At 29.7% G+C, this 21,706-nt stretch carries 19 protein-coding genes, 1 tRNA gene and 2 other annotated features; of the genes, 17 read left to right on the top strand and 3 right to left on the bottom strand.

Features of this window, described 5'->3' with window-relative positions:
* The first annotated feature begins 55 nt into the window (after positions 1 to 55).
* The 3 genes from PTZ02_RS06975 (at position 56) to hslO (ending at position 2,010) form a co-directional block, all read left to right on the top strand.
* Positions 56 to 307, top strand: a complete 252-nt coding sequence (locus PTZ02_RS06975) for a small, acid-soluble spore protein, alpha/beta type (protein ID WP_274227072.1) — start codon at positions 56 to 58, stop codon at positions 305 to 307.
* A gap of 62 nt (positions 308 to 369) precedes the next feature.
* Positions 370 to 1,107 (top strand): class I SAM-dependent DNA methyltransferase, encoded by a 738-nt coding sequence (locus PTZ02_RS06970; RefSeq protein WP_274227071.1) that lies wholly within the window; start codon positions 370 to 372, stop codon positions 1,105 to 1,107.
* Between the two features lie 12 nt (positions 1,108 to 1,119).
* Positions 1,120 to 2,010, top strand: a complete 891-nt coding sequence (gene hslO, locus PTZ02_RS06965; RefSeq protein WP_274227070.1) for an Hsp33 family molecular chaperone HslO — start codon at positions 1,120 to 1,122, stop codon at positions 2,008 to 2,010.
* A 49-nt stretch (positions 2,011 to 2,059) separates the two neighbouring features.
* On the opposite strand, the gene PTZ02_RS06960 is transcribed toward hslO, so the two are convergent.
* Together PTZ02_RS06960 and PTZ02_RS06955 are read right to left on the bottom strand one after the other, a co-directional pair.
* Positions 2,060 to 2,133 (bottom strand) — tRNA-Cys (locus PTZ02_RS06960).
* 121 nt (positions 2,134 to 2,254) lie between these two features.
* Positions 2,255 to 2,962 carry a DUF6873 family GME fold protein gene (locus PTZ02_RS06955; protein WP_274227069.1) on the bottom strand — a complete coding sequence of 236 codons (708 nt, stop codon included), beginning with the start codon at positions 2,960 to 2,962 and terminating at the stop codon, positions 2,255 to 2,257.
* Between the two features lie 143 nt (positions 2,963 to 3,105).
* On the opposite strand from PTZ02_RS06955, the gene ytxC reads away from it, so the two are divergent.
* From ytxC to PTZ02_RS06900, 11 genes are all read left to right on the top strand, one after another.
* Positions 3,106 to 3,999, top strand: a complete 894-nt coding sequence (gene ytxC, locus PTZ02_RS06950) for a putative sporulation protein YtxC (RefSeq protein ID WP_274227068.1) — start codon at positions 3,106 to 3,108, stop codon at positions 3,997 to 3,999.
* Positions 4,000 to 4,039: 40 nt separating this feature from the next.
* Positions 4,040 to 4,158 (top strand) — a sequence feature (ribosomal protein L20 leader region).
* Positions 4,138 to 4,701, top strand: a complete 564-nt coding sequence (infC, locus tag PTZ02_RS06945; RefSeq protein ID WP_274227067.1) for a translation initiation factor IF-3 — start codon at positions 4,138 to 4,140, stop codon at positions 4,699 to 4,701. It overlaps the preceding feature by 21 nt.
* Positions 4,702 to 4,720: 19 nt before the next feature.
* Positions 4,721 to 4,918 carry a 50S ribosomal protein L35 gene (rpmI, locus tag PTZ02_RS06940; RefSeq protein ID WP_202766453.1) on the top strand — a complete coding sequence of 66 codons (198 nt, stop codon included), beginning with the start codon at positions 4,721 to 4,723 and terminating at the stop codon, positions 4,916 to 4,918.
* Positions 4,919 to 4,945: 27 nt separating this feature from the next.
* Entirely contained in the window at positions 4,946 to 5,305 is a 360-nt protein-coding gene (rplT, locus tag PTZ02_RS06935) for a 50S ribosomal protein L20 (protein ID WP_202766452.1), read from the top strand.
* Positions 5,306 to 5,480: 175 nt separating this feature from the next.
* On the top strand, positions 5,481 to 6,272 hold the full coding sequence (locus tag PTZ02_RS06930; RefSeq protein WP_274227066.1) for a TrmH family RNA methyltransferase: 792 nt from the start codon (positions 5,481 to 5,483) through the stop codon (positions 6,270 to 6,272).
* A gap of 38 nt (positions 6,273 to 6,310) precedes the next feature.
* Positions 6,311 to 6,562 (top strand) — a binding site (T-box leader).
* Positions 6,563 to 6,650: 88 nt separating this feature from the next.
* Positions 6,651 to 7,670, top strand: a complete 1,020-nt coding sequence (pheS, locus tag PTZ02_RS06925; protein ID WP_274227065.1) for a phenylalanine--tRNA ligase subunit alpha — start codon at positions 6,651 to 6,653, stop codon at positions 7,668 to 7,670.
* A gap of 19 nt (positions 7,671 to 7,689) precedes the next feature.
* Positions 7,690 to 10,074, top strand: coding sequence for a phenylalanine--tRNA ligase subunit beta (pheT, locus tag PTZ02_RS06920; RefSeq protein ID WP_274227064.1), 2,385 nt, complete (start codon positions 7,690 to 7,692; stop codon positions 10,072 to 10,074).
* A gap of 320 nt (positions 10,075 to 10,394) precedes the next feature.
* Positions 10,395 to 10,940, top strand: a complete 546-nt coding sequence (gene zapA / locus PTZ02_RS06915; RefSeq protein WP_274227063.1) for a cell division protein ZapA — start codon at positions 10,395 to 10,397, stop codon at positions 10,938 to 10,940.
* Positions 10,941 to 11,090: 150 nt separating this feature from the next.
* Positions 11,091 to 13,424 carry a U32 family peptidase gene (locus PTZ02_RS06910; protein ID WP_274227062.1) on the top strand — a complete coding sequence of 778 codons (2,334 nt, stop codon included), beginning with the start codon at positions 11,091 to 11,093 and terminating at the stop codon, positions 13,422 to 13,424.
* An 11-nt stretch (positions 13,425 to 13,435) separates the two neighbouring features.
* Positions 13,436 to 15,793, top strand: coding sequence for an endonuclease MutS2 (locus PTZ02_RS06905; RefSeq protein WP_274227061.1), 2,358 nt, complete (start codon positions 13,436 to 13,438; stop codon positions 15,791 to 15,793).
* A gap of 31 nt (positions 15,794 to 15,824) precedes the next feature.
* On the top strand, positions 15,825 to 16,268 hold the full coding sequence (locus tag PTZ02_RS06900) for a DUF523 domain-containing protein (RefSeq protein ID WP_274227060.1): 444 nt from the start codon (positions 15,825 to 15,827) through the stop codon (positions 16,266 to 16,268).
* Between the two features lie 44 nt (positions 16,269 to 16,312).
* Here PTZ02_RS06900 and PTZ02_RS06895 read toward each other — a convergent pair whose 3' ends face one another.
* Positions 16,313 to 17,776, bottom strand: coding sequence for an aminotransferase class I/II-fold pyridoxal phosphate-dependent enzyme (locus PTZ02_RS06895; protein ID WP_274227059.1), 1,464 nt, complete (start codon positions 17,774 to 17,776; stop codon positions 16,313 to 16,315).
* 137 nt (positions 17,777 to 17,913) lie between these two features.
* Here PTZ02_RS06895 and PTZ02_RS06890 point away from each other — a divergent pair, with 137 nt between their 5' ends.
* The 3 genes from PTZ02_RS06890 (at position 17,914) to PTZ02_RS06880 (ending at position 21,652) form a co-directional block, all read left to right on the top strand.
* Positions 17,914 to 18,504, top strand: coding sequence for a 50S ribosomal protein L25 (locus PTZ02_RS06890; RefSeq protein ID WP_274227058.1), 591 nt, complete (start codon positions 17,914 to 17,916; stop codon positions 18,502 to 18,504).
* Between the two features lie 252 nt (positions 18,505 to 18,756).
* On the top strand, positions 18,757 to 20,490 hold the full coding sequence (locus PTZ02_RS06885) for a phospho-sugar mutase (protein WP_274227057.1): 1,734 nt from the start codon (positions 18,757 to 18,759) through the stop codon (positions 20,488 to 20,490).
* Positions 20,491 to 20,554: 64 nt separating this feature from the next.
* The gene (locus tag PTZ02_RS06880) at positions 20,555 to 21,652 is read left to right on the top strand and encodes a tetratricopeptide repeat protein (protein ID WP_274227056.1); all 1,098 of its coding nucleotides are present in this window, start codon (positions 20,555 to 20,557) and stop codon (positions 21,650 to 21,652) included.
* Positions 21,653 to 21,706 lie beyond the last annotated feature (54 nt).

Here is a 21,706-nt window from a genome sequence, read left to right as displayed (position 1 = left end):
TTTTTTAAAATTTAATAGCAGAATAGAAGATGAAATAACTTTAAGGGGGTAAATTATGACAAAAACACCACTTAAAAAGATAATTAAGTCTAAAATTAAAGCTAATAAACAATTAACTGAAGCAGAACTTTTAAGAGAAAAAATCAAATATGAAATTGCTGAGGAACTAGGACTTAAAGATAAAGTGGATGAATTTGGCTGGCCAGGACTTACAGCAGAAGAAACAGGGAGAATTGGCGGTATAATGACAAAAAGAAAAAGGATGCTAAAAATTCCTAGTAATGATGAAATTTTAGGTAGAAAATAAGTTGACTTATGATATTATAATTTATAATATAATTTAGTAAGATTTTCTTTGGGGGACATATTATGAGTCAATATAAAAATTTATCCAATATATATGATAATTTAATATATGAGGACATAGACTATGAAAAAATATCAGATTTTATAATGAAAGTTGCTAAGTTACATAATATTAATCATGATAAGTACTTAGATTTAGCAACTGGTACAGGAAATGTAGCAAAATATATCTGCAAACATTTTAGAGAAAATTTCCTTGTAGATTTATCAGAAGAAATGCTAATGGAAGCAGGAGAAAAAGTAAGAAAAAACAAAAGTAATGCTAAAGTAGTATTGCAAGATATGAGATACCTTGAATTAAATAGAAAGTTTAATCTAATAACTTGCGTTTTAGATTCTACAAATTATATTCTGTCTACAGAAGATTTAAAACTTTATTTTAATGGAGTATATAATCATCTTGAGGATAACGGAATTTTTATATTCGATATAAATTCTAGTTATAAGATAAAAGAAGTATTGGGGAATAATATTTTTAATTACAATACTGATGAAATATTTTATTCTTGGGAAAATTATATAGAGGATGATATAGTTGAAATGGAGCTTACTTTTTTTGTTAAAGAGGGAAACTATTATAGGAGATTTGAGGAATATCACAGAGAAAGAGCTTATGAAGAAAAAGAGCTTGAGGATACTATATCATCTATTGGATTCAAAATTTTAGGCAAGCATGATGATTACACCGAAGCTTCAGTTATACCTAAATCAGAAAGAATTGTGTATATATTAAAAAAATAGGAGGGATTATATATGGAAGATAGAATCATTAAAGCCACTGCAAAAGGTGGTTATGTTAGAATAATTGCAGGTCAGACAACAAATTTAGTTCAAGAAGGTGCAAGAATTCATGATTGTACACCAACTGCTGCATCTGCGCTAGGGAGAATGCTAACTGGAGCTGCTCTTATGAGTACAATGCTAAAGTCTGATAAAGAGGTAATCACATTGCAAATTAAGGGGGGAGGAGAAGCTAAAGGAGTTACTGTTACAGCATATAATGACGCTACAGTTAAAGGATTTATTGGAAATCCATATGTTAACCCACCTTTAAATTCAGTAGGTAAACTAGATGTTGGAGGAGCTATAGGGAAAAATGGTAGTCTAACAGTTATTAAAGATCTTGGATTAAAGGATCCATACGTTGGACAAGTTCCGATTCATTCTGGAGAAATTGCAGAAGATCTTTCCTATTATTTTACTGTTTCAGAACAAACCCCTTCAGCAGTAGCGTTAGGAGTGTTGGTTGATAGAGATTATTCAATTAAGGCTTCAGGCGGATTTATTATTCAAATGTTGCCAGGTGCAGATGAGTTTATTGCTGATATAATAACCTATAGACTTGAAGAAATACCTCAACTAACATCTATGCTTTCACAAGGAAAGAGTATAGAGGATATAATTAAATACATATTTGAGGATATGGACCTAAAAATAAATGAGACTATTTACCCAGAGTATAAGTGTAACTGCTCAAGAGAAAGAATGGAAAGAGCATTTTTAAGTATTGGAGAAAAAGATTTAACTGAAATTTACGAAGAAGGTAAAGAAGAAGAGTTAATATGTCATTTCTGTAATACAGCTTATAAGTTTACCAATGAAGAAGTAGGAGAACTTTTAAAGCAAGTTAAGAAAGACAAATAGAAAATTATTTAAACAGAAAAAGCAGAGTTTTCACTCTGCTTTTTCTGTTTGGAGGCGCCACCCGGATTTGAACCGGGGGTAAAGGTTTTGCAGACCTCTGCCTTACCACTTGGCTATAGCGCCATAATTTATAAATCTATTTTAGAGATTTGAAATATAAATGTCAATAAAGGAATATATATTTTTTTTTGCAACTTAAAATTATATTCAACATGTATTAGCTTTATACATAAAATAATATAGCTTAAGATAAAGTGAATAGAGACCCACGATCTACTAAGGGTCCTTTTCTGAGACTTATAGGTTCAATATCATATTTTTTCAAGAATTTTAGAACCTCATTCCCTTGATTATAATAAGATAAATCACCGAAAATGCCAAGTTTGTTAGAAGATAATAGCCCAGTCGCCCCCCCAATGAATCCATAGTTCAAACCTGGAAGAAGAATATCACCTGGATTTAATAGAAGTATATCAAAACCATATTTTATTAAAGTTTTATAAATTCCTTTATCAGAGGTAATTAAAGCTTTCTCTCTTAAGATTACTGTAGAGCACTTAGCATATCCTTGTTTTATATTTATTTTTACTTTATCTTTTGAAAAATCTAATAAGGAAAAGTCTGTATACTTTAGATTATGAATTAAATAGTCTTTTAGAACTATAGCATTTAAAGAAATATTTTCTGGGTACGCTGAACCTATAAATCCATTAGAAAGTTTGAATTTAATATCTAGGTTATTTAATTGGTCTAAAAAAGCTAAATCTATATCCTTATTAACAATTAATGAAAAATCTTCTGAATTAGTTAATGAAAGCTGAATATCTGGATGACCATCAATAGCACTATACAATTTAGAAAATTTTGGAACACTTATTATATTATCTACATATTTTGATAGGTTAGTCATTTCTTCATCAGAAGTTCTATAGTCGACAAAAGCTATATTCATTATCTCACATCCTAATAAATCTCTTAATTTAAGGATAATGTCATATAAGGATTTAATCAATAGTATTGTCGATAATTGATAATTTATTTCTGTATATGCTATGAAAATTAATACATACTATAGGTAAGAAGGGAGTGAATATAATGCTTGTTCTTTCTTTAGCATATGATGGTGAAGTGAATTTCATAGAAGATATACAAGAAATAAGAGCCCTTTTTAAAGAGAAAAATATCCATTTAGGTGTTTCAGAGAGTCTTGAAGGAGAGACTCATTTTATAAAGATTTTTTGTGATGAAGAAGAAGATAAGAAGATATTAAATTTAATTCAATTATATATAAGTAATATACTTTATAAGTTAGTAATAAATACGTATAAAAACAAAGCTTTATTTGAATATTTAAATGATACTTTTTTCTTTTTAAAGCATGATGAGATATTAGAAGTTGAAGATAGAATAATGAAAATTCTTAACGGAGAAGAAATAATTAAGGACGAAAATTCTATATACTGTTATAATAGAATAAATAATATAATTGAGAAGATTAAAATATGCATGGAAGAAAATCACGATATAAATATAAATGGATTTATAACCTTCAGAATGAAGGAATTAGCGTTAGATATAGAAGATATTATTGACAAAGTGGTAGAGAAGTACTTAGTTGAAAAAGAATATAAAGAATTTATCAAGCTTCTTAAGTATTTTGTTGATATTCAAGAGAGTAAAATTAAAGAGGTAAATTTAATAGCTCAAGATGAAGGAATTTATAGAATAATCGATGAAAGTGGAAAAGACTTATATGAAGATTTTCTAAAAGAAATTGGCGAGTGTAAACTAGGTAGTAATACAAATATGGAAGATGTTATTATTAGTGGTCTTATAACTAATGCTCCACAAAATATCATTATCCATAGAAGAGAATTTTGCCAAAATCCTGAGTTTCTAGAAACAATTGAGCAAGTATTTGAGAGCAGAGTTATATATTGTGAAGGCTGCAAATCATGTGTTTCTAGTAGAGTGAAAATTAAAAAATAAAAAAGTGTTGACAATATTGGGATATCAGAATATAATAGTTTGAGTAAAGAAGAAACAGCCGTTTCTCACCTTACAGCATTGCTAGTAGGGTTATGTTATCCCATATAATTTTTTGATTTGGATAATTAAGGACGGCGTATGCCGTCCTTTTATTGTTTTTTATGGGTATATTTATCGGAGGTGAACAATATTAATAAGAATTTTGCTGTTAATGAAGAAATTAGAGAAAAAGAAGTTAGAGTTATTGCTGATGACGGTGAACAGTTAGGAGTAATATCTACTAAGGAAGCTTTAAGGATTGCTGAGGAAAAGGACTTAGACTTAGTTATGATTTCACCAACTGCGAATCCACCAGTGTGTAAGATCATGGACTTAGGAAAGTACATCTATGAACAATCTAAAAAAGAAAAAGAAGCTAAGAAAAAGCAAAACGTTATTAATTTGAAAGAAGTAAGAATGAGTCCAACAATTGAGGAACACGACATTAATATTAAAGCAAATAATGCGCGTAAGTTCTTAGATGATGGAGATAAAGTAAAGATTACCGTAAGATTTAGAGGAAGAGAAGCTGATTATTCACACGTAGGTAGAAAAATACTAGATAACTTCTTCTCAAAATTAGAAGAGGTTAGTGTGATAGAAAAAGCAGCTAAGTTAGAGGGCCGTAATATGACAATGATTTTGGCTCCAAAGAAAGTGTAACTGAGAGGAGGATTTTATCATGCCAAAAATGAAAACTCATAGAGGTGCAGCAAAGAGATTTAAGAAGACAGGTACAGGAAAATTAAAGAGAGCTAAAGCTTTCAAGAGCCATATCTTAACAAAGAAAAGCTCAAAGAGAAAGAGAAATCTTAGAACTACAGCATATGTATCACCAGCACAAGAAAAAGTAATGAAGAAATTATTACCATATCTATAATAGAGTAGATCGTAGGAGGTTTAAAATATGGCAAGAGTTAAGAGAGCTGTGAACGCTCGTAAGAATCATAAAAAAGTTTTAAAACTTGCAAAAGGATATTACGGTGGAAAAAGCAGACTATTTAGAACAGCTAATGAATCAGTAATTAGAGCATTAAGAAATGCTTATGTAGGAAGAAAGTTAAAGAAAAGAGACTACAGAAGTCTTTGGATAGCAAGAATAAATGCAGCTACAAGAATAAATGGACTTTCATACTCAAAGTTCATGAATGGAATTAAGTTAGCTGGACTTGATATAAATAGAAAAATGTTATCTGAAATTGCTATTAATGATCCAAAAGCATTTGCAGATTTAGTTGAAATAGCAAAAAAACAAATTAACGGATAATATATAAAATGCGGCTTAGGTCGCATTTTTGCGTTATATATAGGGTTTTTGATAGGAAACTTAACTTATACTTGTTTGAAAATGGTGGCTTCTGGCCATTTTCAGGCACGAATAAGTTAATAGTTGAACTTAAAACCCTATAACCATAATAAAAAGTAAGAGAGGTACTTAAATTTTGATTAAAATAGAAAGTAAAGAAAATTCTATTTTTAAAGATGCTAAAAATTTAAGAAATAGGAAAGAAAGAAAGAAAACAGGTAAGTTTTTAGTTGAAGGTTTTAGATTTTTATCAGAAGCTTTTAAAAGCACTTGTTCTGTGGACATTATATTTCTTGCGGAAAACGAAATAGAAAAATTTAATATTTATTTTAATAAAGATGAACTAAAAAATACAAAGATTTTTCTATTAGATTCTAAATTGATACAAATGCTATGTTCTACTGAAGCACCTCAAGGTGTAGTAGGTGTAGTTAGTATTAAAGTTCCTGAAATGAAGCAAAACGGATTTTACGTACTATGTGATCAAGTGCAGGATCCAGGAAATTTAGGCACTATTATTAGAACCTCTCATGCTGCAGGAGCATCAGGAGTTATAATCACAAAAGGGACAGTTGATCCATATAATGATAAAACACTTAGATCAACAATGGGTTCAATATTTCATATACCGATTATAGAAGATATGAATTTTGAAGTGATAAATAGGTTGAAAAATGAAGGATACGATATACTTGCTTCAAGTTTAGATACAGATAAAAATTTCTTTCAAGAGGATATAACGAATAATTTAGTAATATGTGTTGGAAATGAAGGTAATGGAATAAGTGATTATATTTATAGTTTATCAAATAAATTAGTTAAGATTCCAATGCCAGGTGGAGCCGAATCATTAAATGTTTCTACAGCTGCAGCAATAATGATTTATGAAAGAATAAGACAAAATATGCTAAAAGGTATTGAATTTTAGTAAAATTATGAGTATAATCTTTATTATGAAATTTATATAGAAAGACTGTGAATGAGAAAGTAGATATAAGTAAACTTCTTCAGGGAGAGAAGGTCATAGACTGAGAGCCTTCTTAGTAGTGTCTATATTGAAGTTCCCTCAGGAGTCCTAATGGTGAAAAGTATGTTTTCTTTACTAAATTATAAATTTAAGTTTTAGAAATACAGAAGAGTAGTCGTTAGCGGGAAACCGTTATTTAATGAGTGAGCATATGCTAATTAGGGTGGTACCACGGATACCCCGTCCCTTTGTTTGGGACGGGGATTTTATTTTGTATTATTATAAGGCTTAATATTAAAACCTAATATATAACTTTTAAGAAAGAAAGGAGAATTTTTAATGAAAGATAAGTTAGTTGAAATAAAAGAGGCTGCTTTAGCTGAATTAAAAAATGCAAAAATTTCATCAGAAGTTGAAAATTTAAGAGTAAAGTTTCTTGGAAAAAAAGGAGAATTAACTTCTATTTTAAGAGGAATGGGGGGGCTTTCAGCTGAGGAAAGACCACTTATTGGTAAACTCGCAAATGAAGTAAGAGCTGAGATTGAAACAAAACTAGAAGAAGTTACAAAAGTAATTAAAGAGAAAGAAAAAAATGAAAAAATAGCTAATGAAGTTATTGATATAACAATGCCAGGTAAGAAAAATACTATTGGAAAAAGACATCCTTTAGATTTAACATTGGAATCAATGAAGGAAATCTTTATATCAATGGGATTTACAATAGAAGATGGTCCGGAAGTTGAATTAGATCATTATAATTTTGAAGCTTTAAATATTCCAAAGAATCATCCAGCTAGAAGTGAACAAGATACTTTTTACATTAATGATTCATTAGTTTTAAGAACTCAAACGTCTCCAGTACAAATAAGAGTTATGGAGAAGCAAACACCTCCGATTAAGATGATATCACCTGGAAAAGTATATAGAAGTGATGCAGTAGATGCTACACATTCACCTATATTTTATCAAATGGAAGGTTTGGTTATAGATAAAGGAATCACATTTGCAGATTTAAAAGGTACATTAGAATTATTTGCAAAGAAGATGTTTGGTGATAAGGTGCAAACTAAATTTAGACCTCACCATTTCCCATTTACAGAACCATCAGCTGAAATGGATGCTACATGCTTTGTATGTCAAGGAGAAGGATGCAGAGTTTGTAAAGGTTCAGGTTGGATAGAGTTACTTGGATGTGGAATGGTTCATCCTCAAGTTTTAAGAAATTGTGGAATTGATCCTGAGGTATATAGTGGATTTGCGTTTGGTTTCGGAGTAGATAGAATGGTTATGCTTAAATATGGCATAGATGACATTAGACTTCTATATGAAAGTGATATGAGATTTTTAAATCAGTTCTAGAATAGAGAGGAGTAATTATATGAAAGTACCAGTTTATTGGCTAAAAGATTATATAAATATAGATATTAATGGAAAAGAATTAGGAGATAGATTAACACTATCTGGTTCGAAGGTTGAAGAAGTAATAATTTCAGGAGATGAAATTAAGAATGTAGTTACAGGGAAAATAGTTAAAATAGAACCACATCCTGACGCAGAGAAGTTAGTAATATGTCAGTTAGATGTAGCGTCTGAAGAACTAGTTCAAATTGTAACAGGGGCAAATAACATGAAAGAGGGAGATGTTGTTCCTGTAGCATTGCATGGTGCAATATTACCTAATGATCTAAAAATTAAAAAAGGTAAGCTTAGAGGTGTTGTTTCAAATGGAATGATGTGTTCGGAAGAAGAATTAGGTATCGCAGGAGATGAACCAGTACATGGTTTAATGATTTTAGATCCTAAAACTCCACTTGGAAAAGATATTAAGGATGTATTAGGCCTTAATAAGGAAGTTATTGATTTTGAGATAACCTCTAATAGACCAGATTGTTTAAGCGTAATCGGAATAGCAAGAGAAACTGCTGCAACATTAGGTACATCATTTAAAATGCCAAACTTAAAATATTCAGTTGCAAAAGATAAAAATATTAATGATGAGCTTAAGGTTACAATAAATGATTCGCTTTGCAGACGCTATCTAGCAAGAGGTGTAAAGAATGTAAAAGTAGCTCCATCACCTGCTTGGATGCAAGAAAGACTACTTGATGCTGGGGTAAGACCTATTAATAATATAGTTGATATAACTAATTTTGTAATGCTTGAGTTAGGTCAACCAATGCACGCTTTTGATAAGAGAGAAATTAGTTCAAATCATATTGTAATTGAAAGAGCAAAGGACGGAGAAAAATTCACAACACTAGATGAGATCGAAAGAAATTTAGATGATACAATGCTTTGCATTAAAAATGGAGAAACTACTATTGCTTTAGCTGGCATTATGGGTGGTTTGGATTCTGAAATAAAAGAAGATACTACTGAAGTAATATTTGAATTCGCAAATTTTGATGGAACCAATATCAGAATAAATTCTAAAAAGTTAAACTTAAGAACAGAAGCATCATCTAGATTTGAAAAAGATATAGATCCTAATTTAGCACTTTTAGCAGCTGATAGAGCATGTTCGTTGGTTGAAGAACTTGGTTGCGGAGAAATAATTGATGGAACTATAGATGTTTATCAAGAAATTAAAGAAGAGAAGGAACTTAGGGTCTCTTCAAGTTGGGTAAATAAGTTCTTAGGAACACAAATATCTAGTGAAGATATGAAGAAATTCTTAGATAGACTGGAATTAAATACAAATATTAGCGGTGATGAACTTGTAATTAAAGTTCCTACTTTTAGAATAGATATAGATATTAAAGAAGATATTGCAGAGGAAATCGCAAGAATATATGGTTATAACAATATTCCTATGACTATAAGTACTAGTACAACTGAAAGAGAACCTAAGTATAGACAAGAAAGACTTGATGATTTAGTTATAGAGACACTTCTTTCATCAAGTATTAATCAATCTATAAGTTATTCATTTGTATCGCCAAAGGTATTTGATGAGATAAATTTACCTAAGGATAGTGTTTTAAGAAATGTTGTAAAGATAAAGAATCCATTAGGTGAAGATTATAGCATAATGAGAACAACTACTATTCCTTCAATGATGGAATCATTAAAAAGAAACTATTCAAGAAACAATAGCTATGTAAGATTATTTGAGATCGGCAGAACCTATATACCTAATGAAAATGAGAATGCATTACCTAAGGAAAATAATATTTTAACTATAGGAATGTATGGAGAATGTGATTATCTAGATCTTAAGGGAGTAGTAGAAAACATACTTGATGCTTTAGGAGTTGTGAAAACTACATTAGTAAGAGAAATTGATAATGTTTGTTATCATCCAGGTAAAACAGCTGCACTTTTCGTTGGAAAGCAAAAGGCAGGAGTTTTTGGAGAAATTCATCCAGACTTATTAGATAACTATGGTATAGATACTCTAGGATATATGGCTGAATTAAATTTAGATGTACTATATGAAGCATCAAATACAATAAAAGCATATAAACCACTTCCAAAATTCCCTGCAGTTACTAGAGATATTGCATTATTAGTTGATGATGCTGTATTAGTTGGAGAAATTGAAGATACAATTAGAAAAGCAGGTGGAAGCTTAGTTGAGAAAGTAACACTATTCGATATCTATAAAGGTAAACAAATACCTGAAGGTAAGAAAAGTATAGCTTATGCTATTGCCTATAGAGATGAAAATAAAACCTTAACTGATAAAGAAGTAAATAAGGTACATGATAAGATATTAAGAAGCTTAGAATATAAATTAGGGGCACAGTTAAGAGATAATTAAAATAATGTACAATGTAAATATATTAACCCTGGAGTGTAATGAACATTCCAGGGCTATTTACTGTAATAAATATAAAATATGAGGGAATCCTCAGTAATATATAGGGTTTTTATAGGAAACTTAACTTATTCTTGTTTGAAAATGTCGGTTTCTGGACATTTTCAGGCATGAATAAGTTATTAGTTAAACTTAAAACCCTAAAGTAAAAAAATATAATTTATTCATAAAGTAAATGCTTGATTCATTGATAAATGCAAGGTTATATGCTAAAATTAGTTTGTATTATGTAAAGAAGTTATTACCTTAAAAAGAGGTGGAATATGAGTTCTGTAATAGTTAAAATAAATGGAATTGAATACAACTTAAAGGGTCAAGAAGATGAAAAATATATGAAAAGTGTTGCAGAATATGTTAATACTAAAATCATGGAGTTATTAGATAAGAACCCTAAATTAAATCAACCTTCAGCTACAGTGCTTGCAGCAATAAATATATCAGATGAACTATATAAAAGTGATATGGAATACGAAGCATTAGCTGAAAAATATAAAAGTATAAAAAAAGAAAATGAACAATTAAAGAATGAGATTTTAGAATTAAATAAGGCTAAGGATGCTATAGAAGATTTAAAAAAAGAAACTGAAAGACAAAAGCTAGAAAGTAAAGAGATAGAAAAGGAATATAAAGAGCTAAGAGATAAGAACAAGATATTATTTAATAGGAATAAAGAAATAAGTCAACAGCTTCATACCTATAAATATAAAGTTTTAGATTTGGAAAAAAAGTATATGGATATACAATTTAAACTAGTAAGCGAAAAAGGAAAAGAAAATTTACTTTTAAAGAATAAAAATAAGTTGAAATAAAAGGAGTAAATAATGCTCCTTTTTTTCATAAGATTAATTTGTTTAGAAAAAGTAAGGAGTTTAAATTCAACTAACAACTTATCTAACAATAATAAACTAAGTTTCATATATAAACCCTATAAATGAATCTTAACAGGAGAGATGAAAAAAATGAAAAAAGTAGAATTACTTGCACCAGCTGGAAGTTTTGAAAGTTTATATGCAGCTATTAACAATGGTGCAGATGCTGTGTATTTAGGAGGAGATAAGTTTTCAGCAAGAGCTTATGCCTCTAATTTTGATGAAGAAAACATGATAAAGGCTGTAGACTATGTTCATATGTATGGACTAAAGATATATATTACTATTAACACGCTTTTAAAAGAAAATGAAATAAAAGAAGCAATTAAATATGTTAAGTTTTTATATGAAATTGGAGTAGATGGATTAATAATACAAGATTTAGGCCTATTTAATGTAGTTAGAAATATATTACCTGATTTTGAACTACATGCATCTACGCAAATGACTATACACAATGGTGATGGAGCATTATTTTTAAAAGAAAAGGGATTTAAGAGAATAGTTTTATCAAGAGAACTTTCACTTAAAGAAATTGAATATATATCAAAGGAATTGGATATTGAAACAGAAATATTTGTTCACGGTGCACTATGTGTATGTTACTCAGGAATGTGTTTAATGAGTTCAATGATTGGCGGAAGAAGCGGTAATAGAGGTAGATGTGCCCAAAGTTGTAGATTACCTTATACACTAAAATCTTTGAACGGAGGTAAGGAATTTAAAGGATATCTGCTAAGTCCAAAGGATATCTGTACAATAGAAGATATTAAAGATATCATTTCTACGGGAACAAGTTCTTTAAAAATTGAGGGTAGGATGAAAAGACCTGAATATGTTGCAGGTGTGGTTAAGGAATATAGAAAAGCCATAAGCGAAGGAGAAAATAAAAAAGGTAAGGATGTTTTATTAAAGCTATTTAATAGAGAAGGTTTTTCTAAGGCATATCTATACAAAAATGAAGGAAAAGATATGATGGCATATAAGTTCCCTAAGAATACAGGGGTATTACTTGGAAGAGTAGATGAAAAAAATCAAGTAGTACTTCAAGATGACTTATCTCTTAAGGATGGCGTGCGTATTGGTGAGAGTGGATTTATAGTTTCGAAAATACAAGTTAACGGAGAACAAAGAGAAAATGCATATAAAGGGGAAAAGGCTATAATTTTTCCGAAGCAATATAATAGAGGGGATGAATTGTTTAAGACCTCAGATACTCTATTGTTAAAGCAGTTAAGTGAATCATATAATAATATTTATGGCAAAAAAATAAATCTAGATTGCATTGTTATATTTGAAATAGGAAAGCCAATAGAGATTATAGTAAAGTATGCAGATAAAACTTTTTCAGAAAAAGGAGAAATAATTCAAAAGGCTGAAAAGAGGCCCTTATCCAAAGAGAGAATTATTGACGCTATAATTAAATCTGGTGATAATCCATTTAAAATAGTTAATGTTATATTTGAAAAATATGATGAAGGCTTCATGCCTATTTCTGCATTAAATGAAATAAGAAGAAAAGTAATTGAGAAAATCCAGGCATACGAAATATCAAAGTATAAAAGAACCTTAAAAACTTCTAATGAAATAACTAGTTCTAGGGATTCTAAAGTTGAAGTAATGGCTCCCGAAAAGCTATTCATTGTTAATACTAAGGAGCAACTAGAAGCACTTCTTGATTCTGGAGAACAAAATATAGGTGTTAATATATACAATAAAAGCAATAAAGGAATTTCAATTGAAGATGTAAAAAAGGTTAAGAATAAAGATATTTACTTAAAACTTCCTCATATAATAAAAAATGAATATAATCAAATCGTAAAGGATATTGAGGAGAATATTTCACTATTTAGCGGAATTATTACTTCTAATTTAGGAATAGTTAAAAGGTTTAATGGAAAAATCAATATAATAAGTGATTATAAAAGCAATATGTTTAACTCAAATACTATCAGATTCTTTAAGGAGAACAACGTATATCCATATATTAGTCAAGAATTAAATAGGAAAGAAATTTTAAATGTATTGGGAAAAGAAAAAAACTTTGGGATGAGCGTATACGGCAAAACAGAAGTAATGATATCAGAATATTGTCCAATTGGATCAACTGTTGGAGGAAAAAGCTCTTGTAATAACTGTTCGGCACCATGTATTAATGAGGAATTTATATTAAGAGACAGAATGAATAAAGATTTTAGGGTACTTACAGATAAATTCTGCAGAGCATATATATATAACCCAGATACATTAAATTTAATAAGTGAAATGGATGAGTTAAAAGAAAAAGGAGTTACTAGCTTTAGATTCGATTTTATAGATGAATCTAAAGAAGAGGTAAATAACATACTTAAATCGATTAATAACAACTCAATTTCTCTAAGTGGTGAATATACGAAGGGTCATTATAGAAGAGGAGTTGAATAAAGGAGTATAAAATGAAAGAGAGATCTTTAAGAGTACTAGAGTTTAATAAGATAAAAGATAAAATAAAAGAATATGCAATAACTGAAGCTTCAAGAGAACTAATTGATGAGCTTAAACCGTATGAAAATATATATGAAGTGCGTGAGCACATTCAAGAAACAAAGGAAGCCGTTCATTTACTTATAACAAAAGGGAATCCTCCTTTTGAAGGATTTTATGATGTCAGAGATGGGGTATCAAGAGCAGCTAAGGGAGCTACATTAAATCCATCTCAATTATTAAGAATAGGAAATGTACTTAAATCTTCTAGAAACTTTTTAGAATATATAAAAAGGAAAGAGGGGGAAGAGCAGCATAAAATCCTTGAAGAAATATGTGAAAATATAAGACCATTAAAAAATATAGAAGATCAAATATTCAATGCGATTGTTTCTGAAGATGAGGTTGCAGATAAAGCAAGTGCCACATTATATAACATTAGAAGATCCTTAAAGGAGAAGAATGCATCTATTAGAGAAAAAGTAAATTCTTTAATAAGAGAAAATTCCAAGTATCTTCAAGATAATCTATATAGTATGAGAGGCGATAGATATGTAATTCCAGTAAAGGCTGAATATAAAGGGCAGGTTAATGGATTAGTACATGATCAAAGTTCTTCAGGTGCTACATTATTTATTGAGCCTATGAGCTTGGTAAATTTAAATAACGAGATTAAGGAGCTAATGTTAAAGGAAAAGGCTGAAATTGAAAGAATTTTATCGGCTCTTTCAAGTATGATATATAACAACAAGGTAGAAGTAAAAAGAAACTTAGATATTTTAATAGAGTTAGATTTTATATTTGCAAAAGCTAAATATGGAAGTTCTATTAGAGCTATTTCTCCTGAGGTTAGAGAAGATGGAGCTTTTCACATAATACAAGGAAGACATCCGCTTATTGATGAGAGAAGGGTTGTTCCTTCTACATCCTATTTAGGTAGTGACTTTACATCACTTATAATAACAGGACCTAATACAGGTGGTAAGACAGTTACACTAAAGACTATTGGATTAATTCATATAATGGGTATGAGTGGATTACTTATACCGGCGGAAGAAAATTCAGTTATAAGCTTTTATAAAAATATATATGCGGATATAGGAGATGAACAAAGTATAGAACAAAGCTTATCAACATTTTCATCTCATATGAAAAACATAGTAGAAATAATTGATGAAGCTTCAAGTGATGCATTAGTATTATTTGATGAACTTGGAGCAGGAACTGACCCTACGGAAGGAGCAGCACTTGCTATATCGATTCTTGAGTGTTTAAGAGAAAGAAATTGTAAAATAGTTGCCACAACTCACTATAGTGAACTTAAGGCCTATGCACTTAAAACGGTTGGTGTAGAAAATGCGTCAGTGGAATTTGATGTAGAGACATTAAAGCCAACGTATAAATTGCTAATTGGTATACCAGGGAAATCAAATGCTTTTGAAATCTCTAGAAAGTTAGGTTTAGATGAGAATATAATTCATAGTGCTAAAGAATTAATATCCTCAGAATCGTTGGAATTCGAAGATTTAATTCAAAATTTACAAGAAAAAAGTATAAAAGCTGAATCTGAAGCAATAAAAGCTAATGCATTAAGAGTTGAAGCAGAAAAATTAAGAGATAAATATAATAGTAAATTAGAATCGTTAGATAAAATGAGGGAAAATGCTTTTGTAGAAGCTAGGAGAGAAGCAAAACAGCTTTTAAGAGATGCAAAAGAACAGGCTGATGAAATCCTAAAAAATATGAGAGAATTAGAAAAGTTAGGTGGATCATCTGATGTAAGGAGAAAGCTTGAAGAACAAAGAGGAAAATTAAGAAATCAACTTGATAATACTGAGGAAAAAGCAACACCGCTAGCTAAAAGTAATGGTAAAGAAATTAAAGAAGTTAAGCTTGGAATGGAAGCATTTTTACCTTCTTTAAATCAAAAAGTAATAATTATATCAAAGCCTGATAACAAAGGTGAAGTAAAAGTTGAAGCAGGTATAATGAAGATAAATGTAAAACTTAAGGATTTAGTTGCAACTGGAGATGTAAAAGAAGAAAAGAAAAAATCCAAGAGGGAAGTGAGCTTAAACTTAAAATCAGTAAGCTCATCTGTAGATTTAAGAGGAATGGATTCAGAAGAAGCTTGTTATACGGCTGATAAATATTTAGATGAGGCTTATTTAGCTGGCCTGGGAGAAGTTTCGTTAATTCATGGTAAAGGAACTGGAGTACTAAGGAAATCAATAAATGATATGCTAAGACACCATCCTCACGTAAAAGAATATAGATTAGGAGAATATGGTGAAGGTGGAAGTGGTGTAACGGTAGTTAAACTTAGCTAAAAAAATTTTACCTAGAGTAGGAGGTGGAGAAGTGATAATAGTTAGTGCATGCTTACTAGGAGTAAATTGTAAGTATAGCGGACAAAATAATGAAGTGAAAGATATTTTGAAATTTATAGACAAAGAAGAAATTGTCTTGGTTTGTCCAGAACAATTAGGGGGACTCACAACTCCAAGACCTCCTGCAGAAATTGATGAGTCAGGTACTGTAATAACTAAAAATGGTACTGATGTTACTAAAGAGTTTATTAAAGGGGCAGAGGAGACATTAAAAATTGCTAAGATATATAATGTTAATTCAGCTATTTTAAAGAAAAATTCCCCATCCTGTGGCTTTGGTGAAATATATAATGGGACTTTTCAAGGGGTAAAAAAGTGTGGCAACGGAATAACTGCAGAATTATTAAATAAAAATAATATCAAAATATATAATGAAGAGAACTTTAAAGAAATGTTTTCTGAGCCATTAGAATAATAAAAAACTCTTGTCACGTGACAAGAGTTTTTATTATTCTTAAATTAATCAATTAAAACATTTATATATTCTACATTAGGATCCTCAGTTCCTTGAACATAAAGTCCAGCTCTTTTAAGATCCTTAACATAATTTACTATCTCAGGTGTTATTATTTCTCCTGGACATAAAACTGGTATTCCAGGTGGATATGCCATAAGGAATTCTCCACTTATTTCACCTATAGAATTTTCCATAAGCAAACTCTTTTTATTTGCATTAAAAGCAACTCTAGGATTAACTTTCATCTCTGGTATTTCAGGAATATCAAGAAAATCAGGTTTAATATTATTTTTCTCAATATGCTCATGAGAAATTTCTCTTAAAGCAGAAATTAAAGCATCTAAATTTTCTTTAGTATCTCCAAAAGAACCAACAGCTAATACGTTATAAAGATCTGAAAGTTCCACTTGTATATGATATTTTGTTGCAAGAATTCTGTCTAGTTCATAGCCGGTAATCCCAAGTTCTCTACAGTTTATAGTTAATTTTGTTGGATCTAACGCAAAGATACCAGGGTTTCCTAGTATTTCTGATCCAAAACAGTATAAGCCTTGAATTTTATTTACTTCATTTCTTGTATAGTTTGCAAGTTCAATGGTTTTATCAAGAAGTTCTTTTCCTTCAAGAGCTATTTGTTTTCTTGAACAATCTAAACTTGCCATCAAAATATATGATGGGGAAGTAGTGTGAAGTAAATTTAATACTTGATGTACTCTTTTAGGGCTTACATATTTACTGTTAACATGCAGTAATGAACCTTGAGTAAGTGCACCAATTATTTTGTGTGTACTTTGAGCACAGATATCTGCACCAGCTTCAAGAGCAGACATTGGTAGTTTTTCATTAAATTTTAAATGTGGTCCATGTGCTTCATCAACTATTAGTGGTATCCCATGACTATGTACTATTTCACATATTTTCTTTATATCAGTAGATACACCATAGTAAGTTGGATTAATTATAAGAACTGCTTTAGCATCAGGATGTTCCTTTAATGAAGCTTCAACAGTTTCTGGGGTAACTCCGTGAGCAACACCTAGTTTTCTATCAAGCTCAGGAGTCATAAAAATTGGTGTTGCACCACTTAAAATTATTCCTGAAGTAACTGATTTATGAACATTTCTAGGTATAAGTATTTTATCCCCATCTCCAACTACTGATAAAATCATTGCTTGTATAGCGCCAGAAGTTCCATGAATAGAAAAAAATGTCGCTTCTGAACCATAAGCATCAGCTGCTAATTCTTGAGCTTTTTTTATAGCACCAGTTGGATGATGTAAGGAATCTACTTGTTTAAATACCGTAACATCTATCTTAAAAGCATTTTCTCCTATAAATTCTTTAAAACTATCTTCAATACCAACACCTTTTTTATGGCCTGGTACATGAAATGGAATGGTATCATTATTTACATATTCCATTAAGGCATTAAATAGTGGGGTTTCATCTTGATTTAATCTGTACATATCAAACTCCTTCGTAACATAAATAAATTAGAAACAATATTATTATATTTGACTATTATGTCCATTTCAATAAAAAGCTTGTAAAGAAAGTATAAAAATTTTATCAATGGTAATAATACACAATAGGAGGGATTGAAATGGAACTTAAACAGAGAGAAAAACTTCACAATAATGCGAATAAAATAAGAAGGATGGGAAATGTACCTGGAATTGTATATGGAAGAGCAATTCAAAACTTCATGTTTGAAGTATCAGAATTGGAGTTAAATGAAGAGATATTTAAACATGGTGAGCATGGTTTTCTAGAAACTAATTTTAATGGGCAAACACATAAAACAATCATCAAAGAAGTCCAAAGAGACCCAGTTACAAGAAAAATAATTCATATTGATTTAGAAGAATTAAAAGGAAACAATGAAATTTCTTCCTATGTACCTATTCAATTTACTGGAGAAGACTTAGTAACTAAGTCGGGAGCAGTAGTACAAAAAGAGAAAAAATCCGTTAAAGTTAAATGTACTCCAGAAAATTTACCTAAAGCAATATACTTTGATATTTCACACGGTGGAATTGGCTCTGTATATAAACTTAGTGATGTAGAAGTTGGAGAGGAAATATCAATACTTGAGGATCTTAATACAGTTATTGCAGCAATAAGCTATGAACGTAAAACTGTATCTTTAGATATGGAGTTAAAGGAAGAAGAAATTAGAGAAAAAAGAGAATGATATATAATGCATTGAAGAATTTCATGTCTTAGAACTCTTAGACGTTTCAACTAAGAGTTTACATGAGATGTAATATGATTATAGCATTATATATAAATAAAATTATATAAACTTAGAATAAATTGAAATTATTGTAATATAAATGCTGATGAAGGTAAAATTCATTGGCATTTATATTTTGCATATGTGGTAAAATACTTGAAGATATGAAAAAATTGTATATAATTATAATAGATGATTGGAGGTATATTTATGGATTATAAAGTAAGGTATAGGGAATGGCTAGACTCTAGTATAATTGGAGAAGAAGTTAAAAATGAACTAAAAGAGATAAGCGATGATAAAGAAATTGAAGATCGCTTCTATAAGGAATTAGAATTCGGAACTGGTGGTCTTAGAGGTATAATAGGATTCGGAAGTAATAGAATGAATATATATACCGTAGGTAAGGCAACACAAGGTTTTGCAGAATATATAAATAGTGAATATAATGATAGAACTACATCAGTAGCAATAGCCTATGACTCAAGAAATATGTCCAAGGAATTTGCTAAGGCCGCAGCATTAACTTTATGTGGAAATGGGATAAAAGTATTTTTATTTGAATCTCTAGAGCCAACTCCTGTATTATCATTTGCAGTGAGACACTTAAAATGTATAGGTGGAATTGTTATTACAGCATCACACAATCCAAAGCAATACAATGGTTATAAGGTATATGGACCTGATGGAGGACAAGTTACAGATAATGATGCTGCCAATATATTAAAGTATGTTAACGAGATAGAGTCATTTGATAGAATAAAGACTATAGATGAGAAGGAAGCAGTAGAGAAAGAGCTTCTTAATTATATAGGTGAAGATGTTGTTAAGGCATACATTGATGCCGTAAAAGAATCAACTATAAGAAAAGAATTAGTAAAAGAAAAAGCTAAAGATTTAAAAATAATCTATACGCCGATACATGGTTCAGGAAATATTCCTGTAAGAAGAGTACTAAGAGAATTAGGGTATGAAAATGTTAGCGTTGTTAAAGAACAGGAATTGCCAGATGGAAATTTCCCAACTGCACCATACCCAAATCCAGAAGATCCAAAAGTATTTAAACTTGCATTAGAAATGGCAAAAACCTCAGAGCCAGATATAATATTCGGAACTGACCCAGATTGTGATAGAATAGGTGTAGTAGTTAAAAATAGCTTAGGAGAATATAAAGTTTTAACAGGAAATCAAACTGGAATGTTATTGACACATTATATTCTAAGTTCATTAAAGGAAAGAAATGAGCTTCCAGGTAACGGAGTAATAATAAAGACTATAGTAACTACTGAGTCAGCTAAAAACATAACTAAGAGTTTTGATATTGAATTAATTAATGTACTAACAGGCTTCAAATACATCGGGGAAAAGATGACTGAATTTGAAAAAGATGATAGTAAAAAATATTTATTTGGGTTTGAAGAAAGTTATGGATATTTAGCTGGAAATCATGCAAGAGATAAGGATGCAGTTGTAGCAGCAATGCTTATTGCTGAAATGACATTATATTATAAAGAAAAAGGAATGAGTTTATATGATGCACTAATAGCATTATATGAAGAGTATGGATATTTCTTAGAATCTTTAGTTTCATTTGAACTTACCGGAAAAGAAGGGCAAGAAAAGATAGCTAAATGCATCGAAAGATTAAGAGAAACTGATTTCGAAGAACTTAATGGAGTTAAATTAAGCTTAAAAGAAGATTATAAATTAGGAATTCAAAAAGATTTAGTTAATAAAATTCAGAATACTATTGATTTACCTAAATCAAATGTATTAAAATTTATATTCGAGGATGAATCATGGTTTGTTGTAAGACCTTCAGGAACAGAGCCTAAAATGAAGTTGTATGTTGCAGTAAAAGGTAGTTCTATAGAGGATTCAGAGAATAAGATTAATGAATTTAAAGCTTCTCTAACAAAGCTTATTGAAGATAATTTAAACTAATCTGTATTTAAAGCTATCATCCTTAGATGATAGCTTTAATTTTATATGAAAAGGAGAATTGAATTTGAATTACAATATTTATTTTAAGGAAAAACTATCAAAATTACTATTTTTAGAAATTAATAAAAATGGATTTTTAAATGCATTAGAAATATCTAATGTGAAATTAAAAAGTGAGGAATTATATTTACCTATAAGTCCGGATTATCTTGCAAAAAATATTGAGCGAGAGAACAAAATAAAAAATTTGCCTATATATGAGTTTGTTGAAGGAATGAGTTTTGCATTAGGTTCTGACAAAAACTTGAAGTATAATGATGATTATAAAGTCTTACTATTAAATATTAAAGATTCAATTAAATTCATTAAAAGTAGAGTTGCAGAAAAAGTTAAAGAAAACAAATTAGATGATGCTTACATAATGTTAAGAGGTTTATCTCACGTTGATTACTCAGATGAGGTATTCACAAAACTATTATCACTAGGAGAGTCAATTAGGGAAACTGATAAAGAATTTGCAACAATATTTAAGGAAGATATTGATAGATATAGAGAAATAAACAGCACAAATCCAATGCCATATTTATATGATGCTTTAATATTTAGAGATGACTCAAAATATAATGAAGCTTATAAAGCATTCAAGGAGTATTTTAAACTAGGTGGAGAAAAAAATGATGTAATCATTGAAATATATCAAAACATCGAAGATATTATTAATTTTGAAGAAGGAAAAGGTTTAATAGAAAATAAACCAGAAGAAGCAATTAAAAAACTTATACCTCTAATTGATAGATTTGGTGATGATGCAACTTTATTTTATTATATTGCTTTATGTTATAGAAAAGTTAATAATTTTGAAAAAGCAATTTATTATCTAAATGAAAGCTTAGCATTAGATAGTGCCATTGTTGAAACTGTAAATGAAATGGGTATTAACTTAGCCTCAATTGGAGATTATGATAATGCAATTAAATATTTCAGGAAAGCATTTGAAGCAACAAGAGATGTAGAGATTTGTACAAATTTAATAATGTCTTATATTAATTCAGGTGATTTAAAACAAGCAAAGCTACATTTGGAAATAGCAGAAAAGATAAATAAAGATGATGAGATAGTAAAGCAGTTAAAAGATTATATTAATAATTTACCTAATAAATAGAATTTCACAGTTAAAATCCTTTATGGTATTATGTAAAGAGAATGAAAATTAGGA

Origin of the sequence: Clostridium sp. 'White wine YQ' (assembly GCF_028728205.1) — a bacterium.
Lineage (GTDB): Bacteria > Bacillota > Clostridia > Clostridiales > Clostridiaceae > Clostridium_T.
This window is presented reverse-complemented; position numbering and strand designations above follow the sequence as displayed.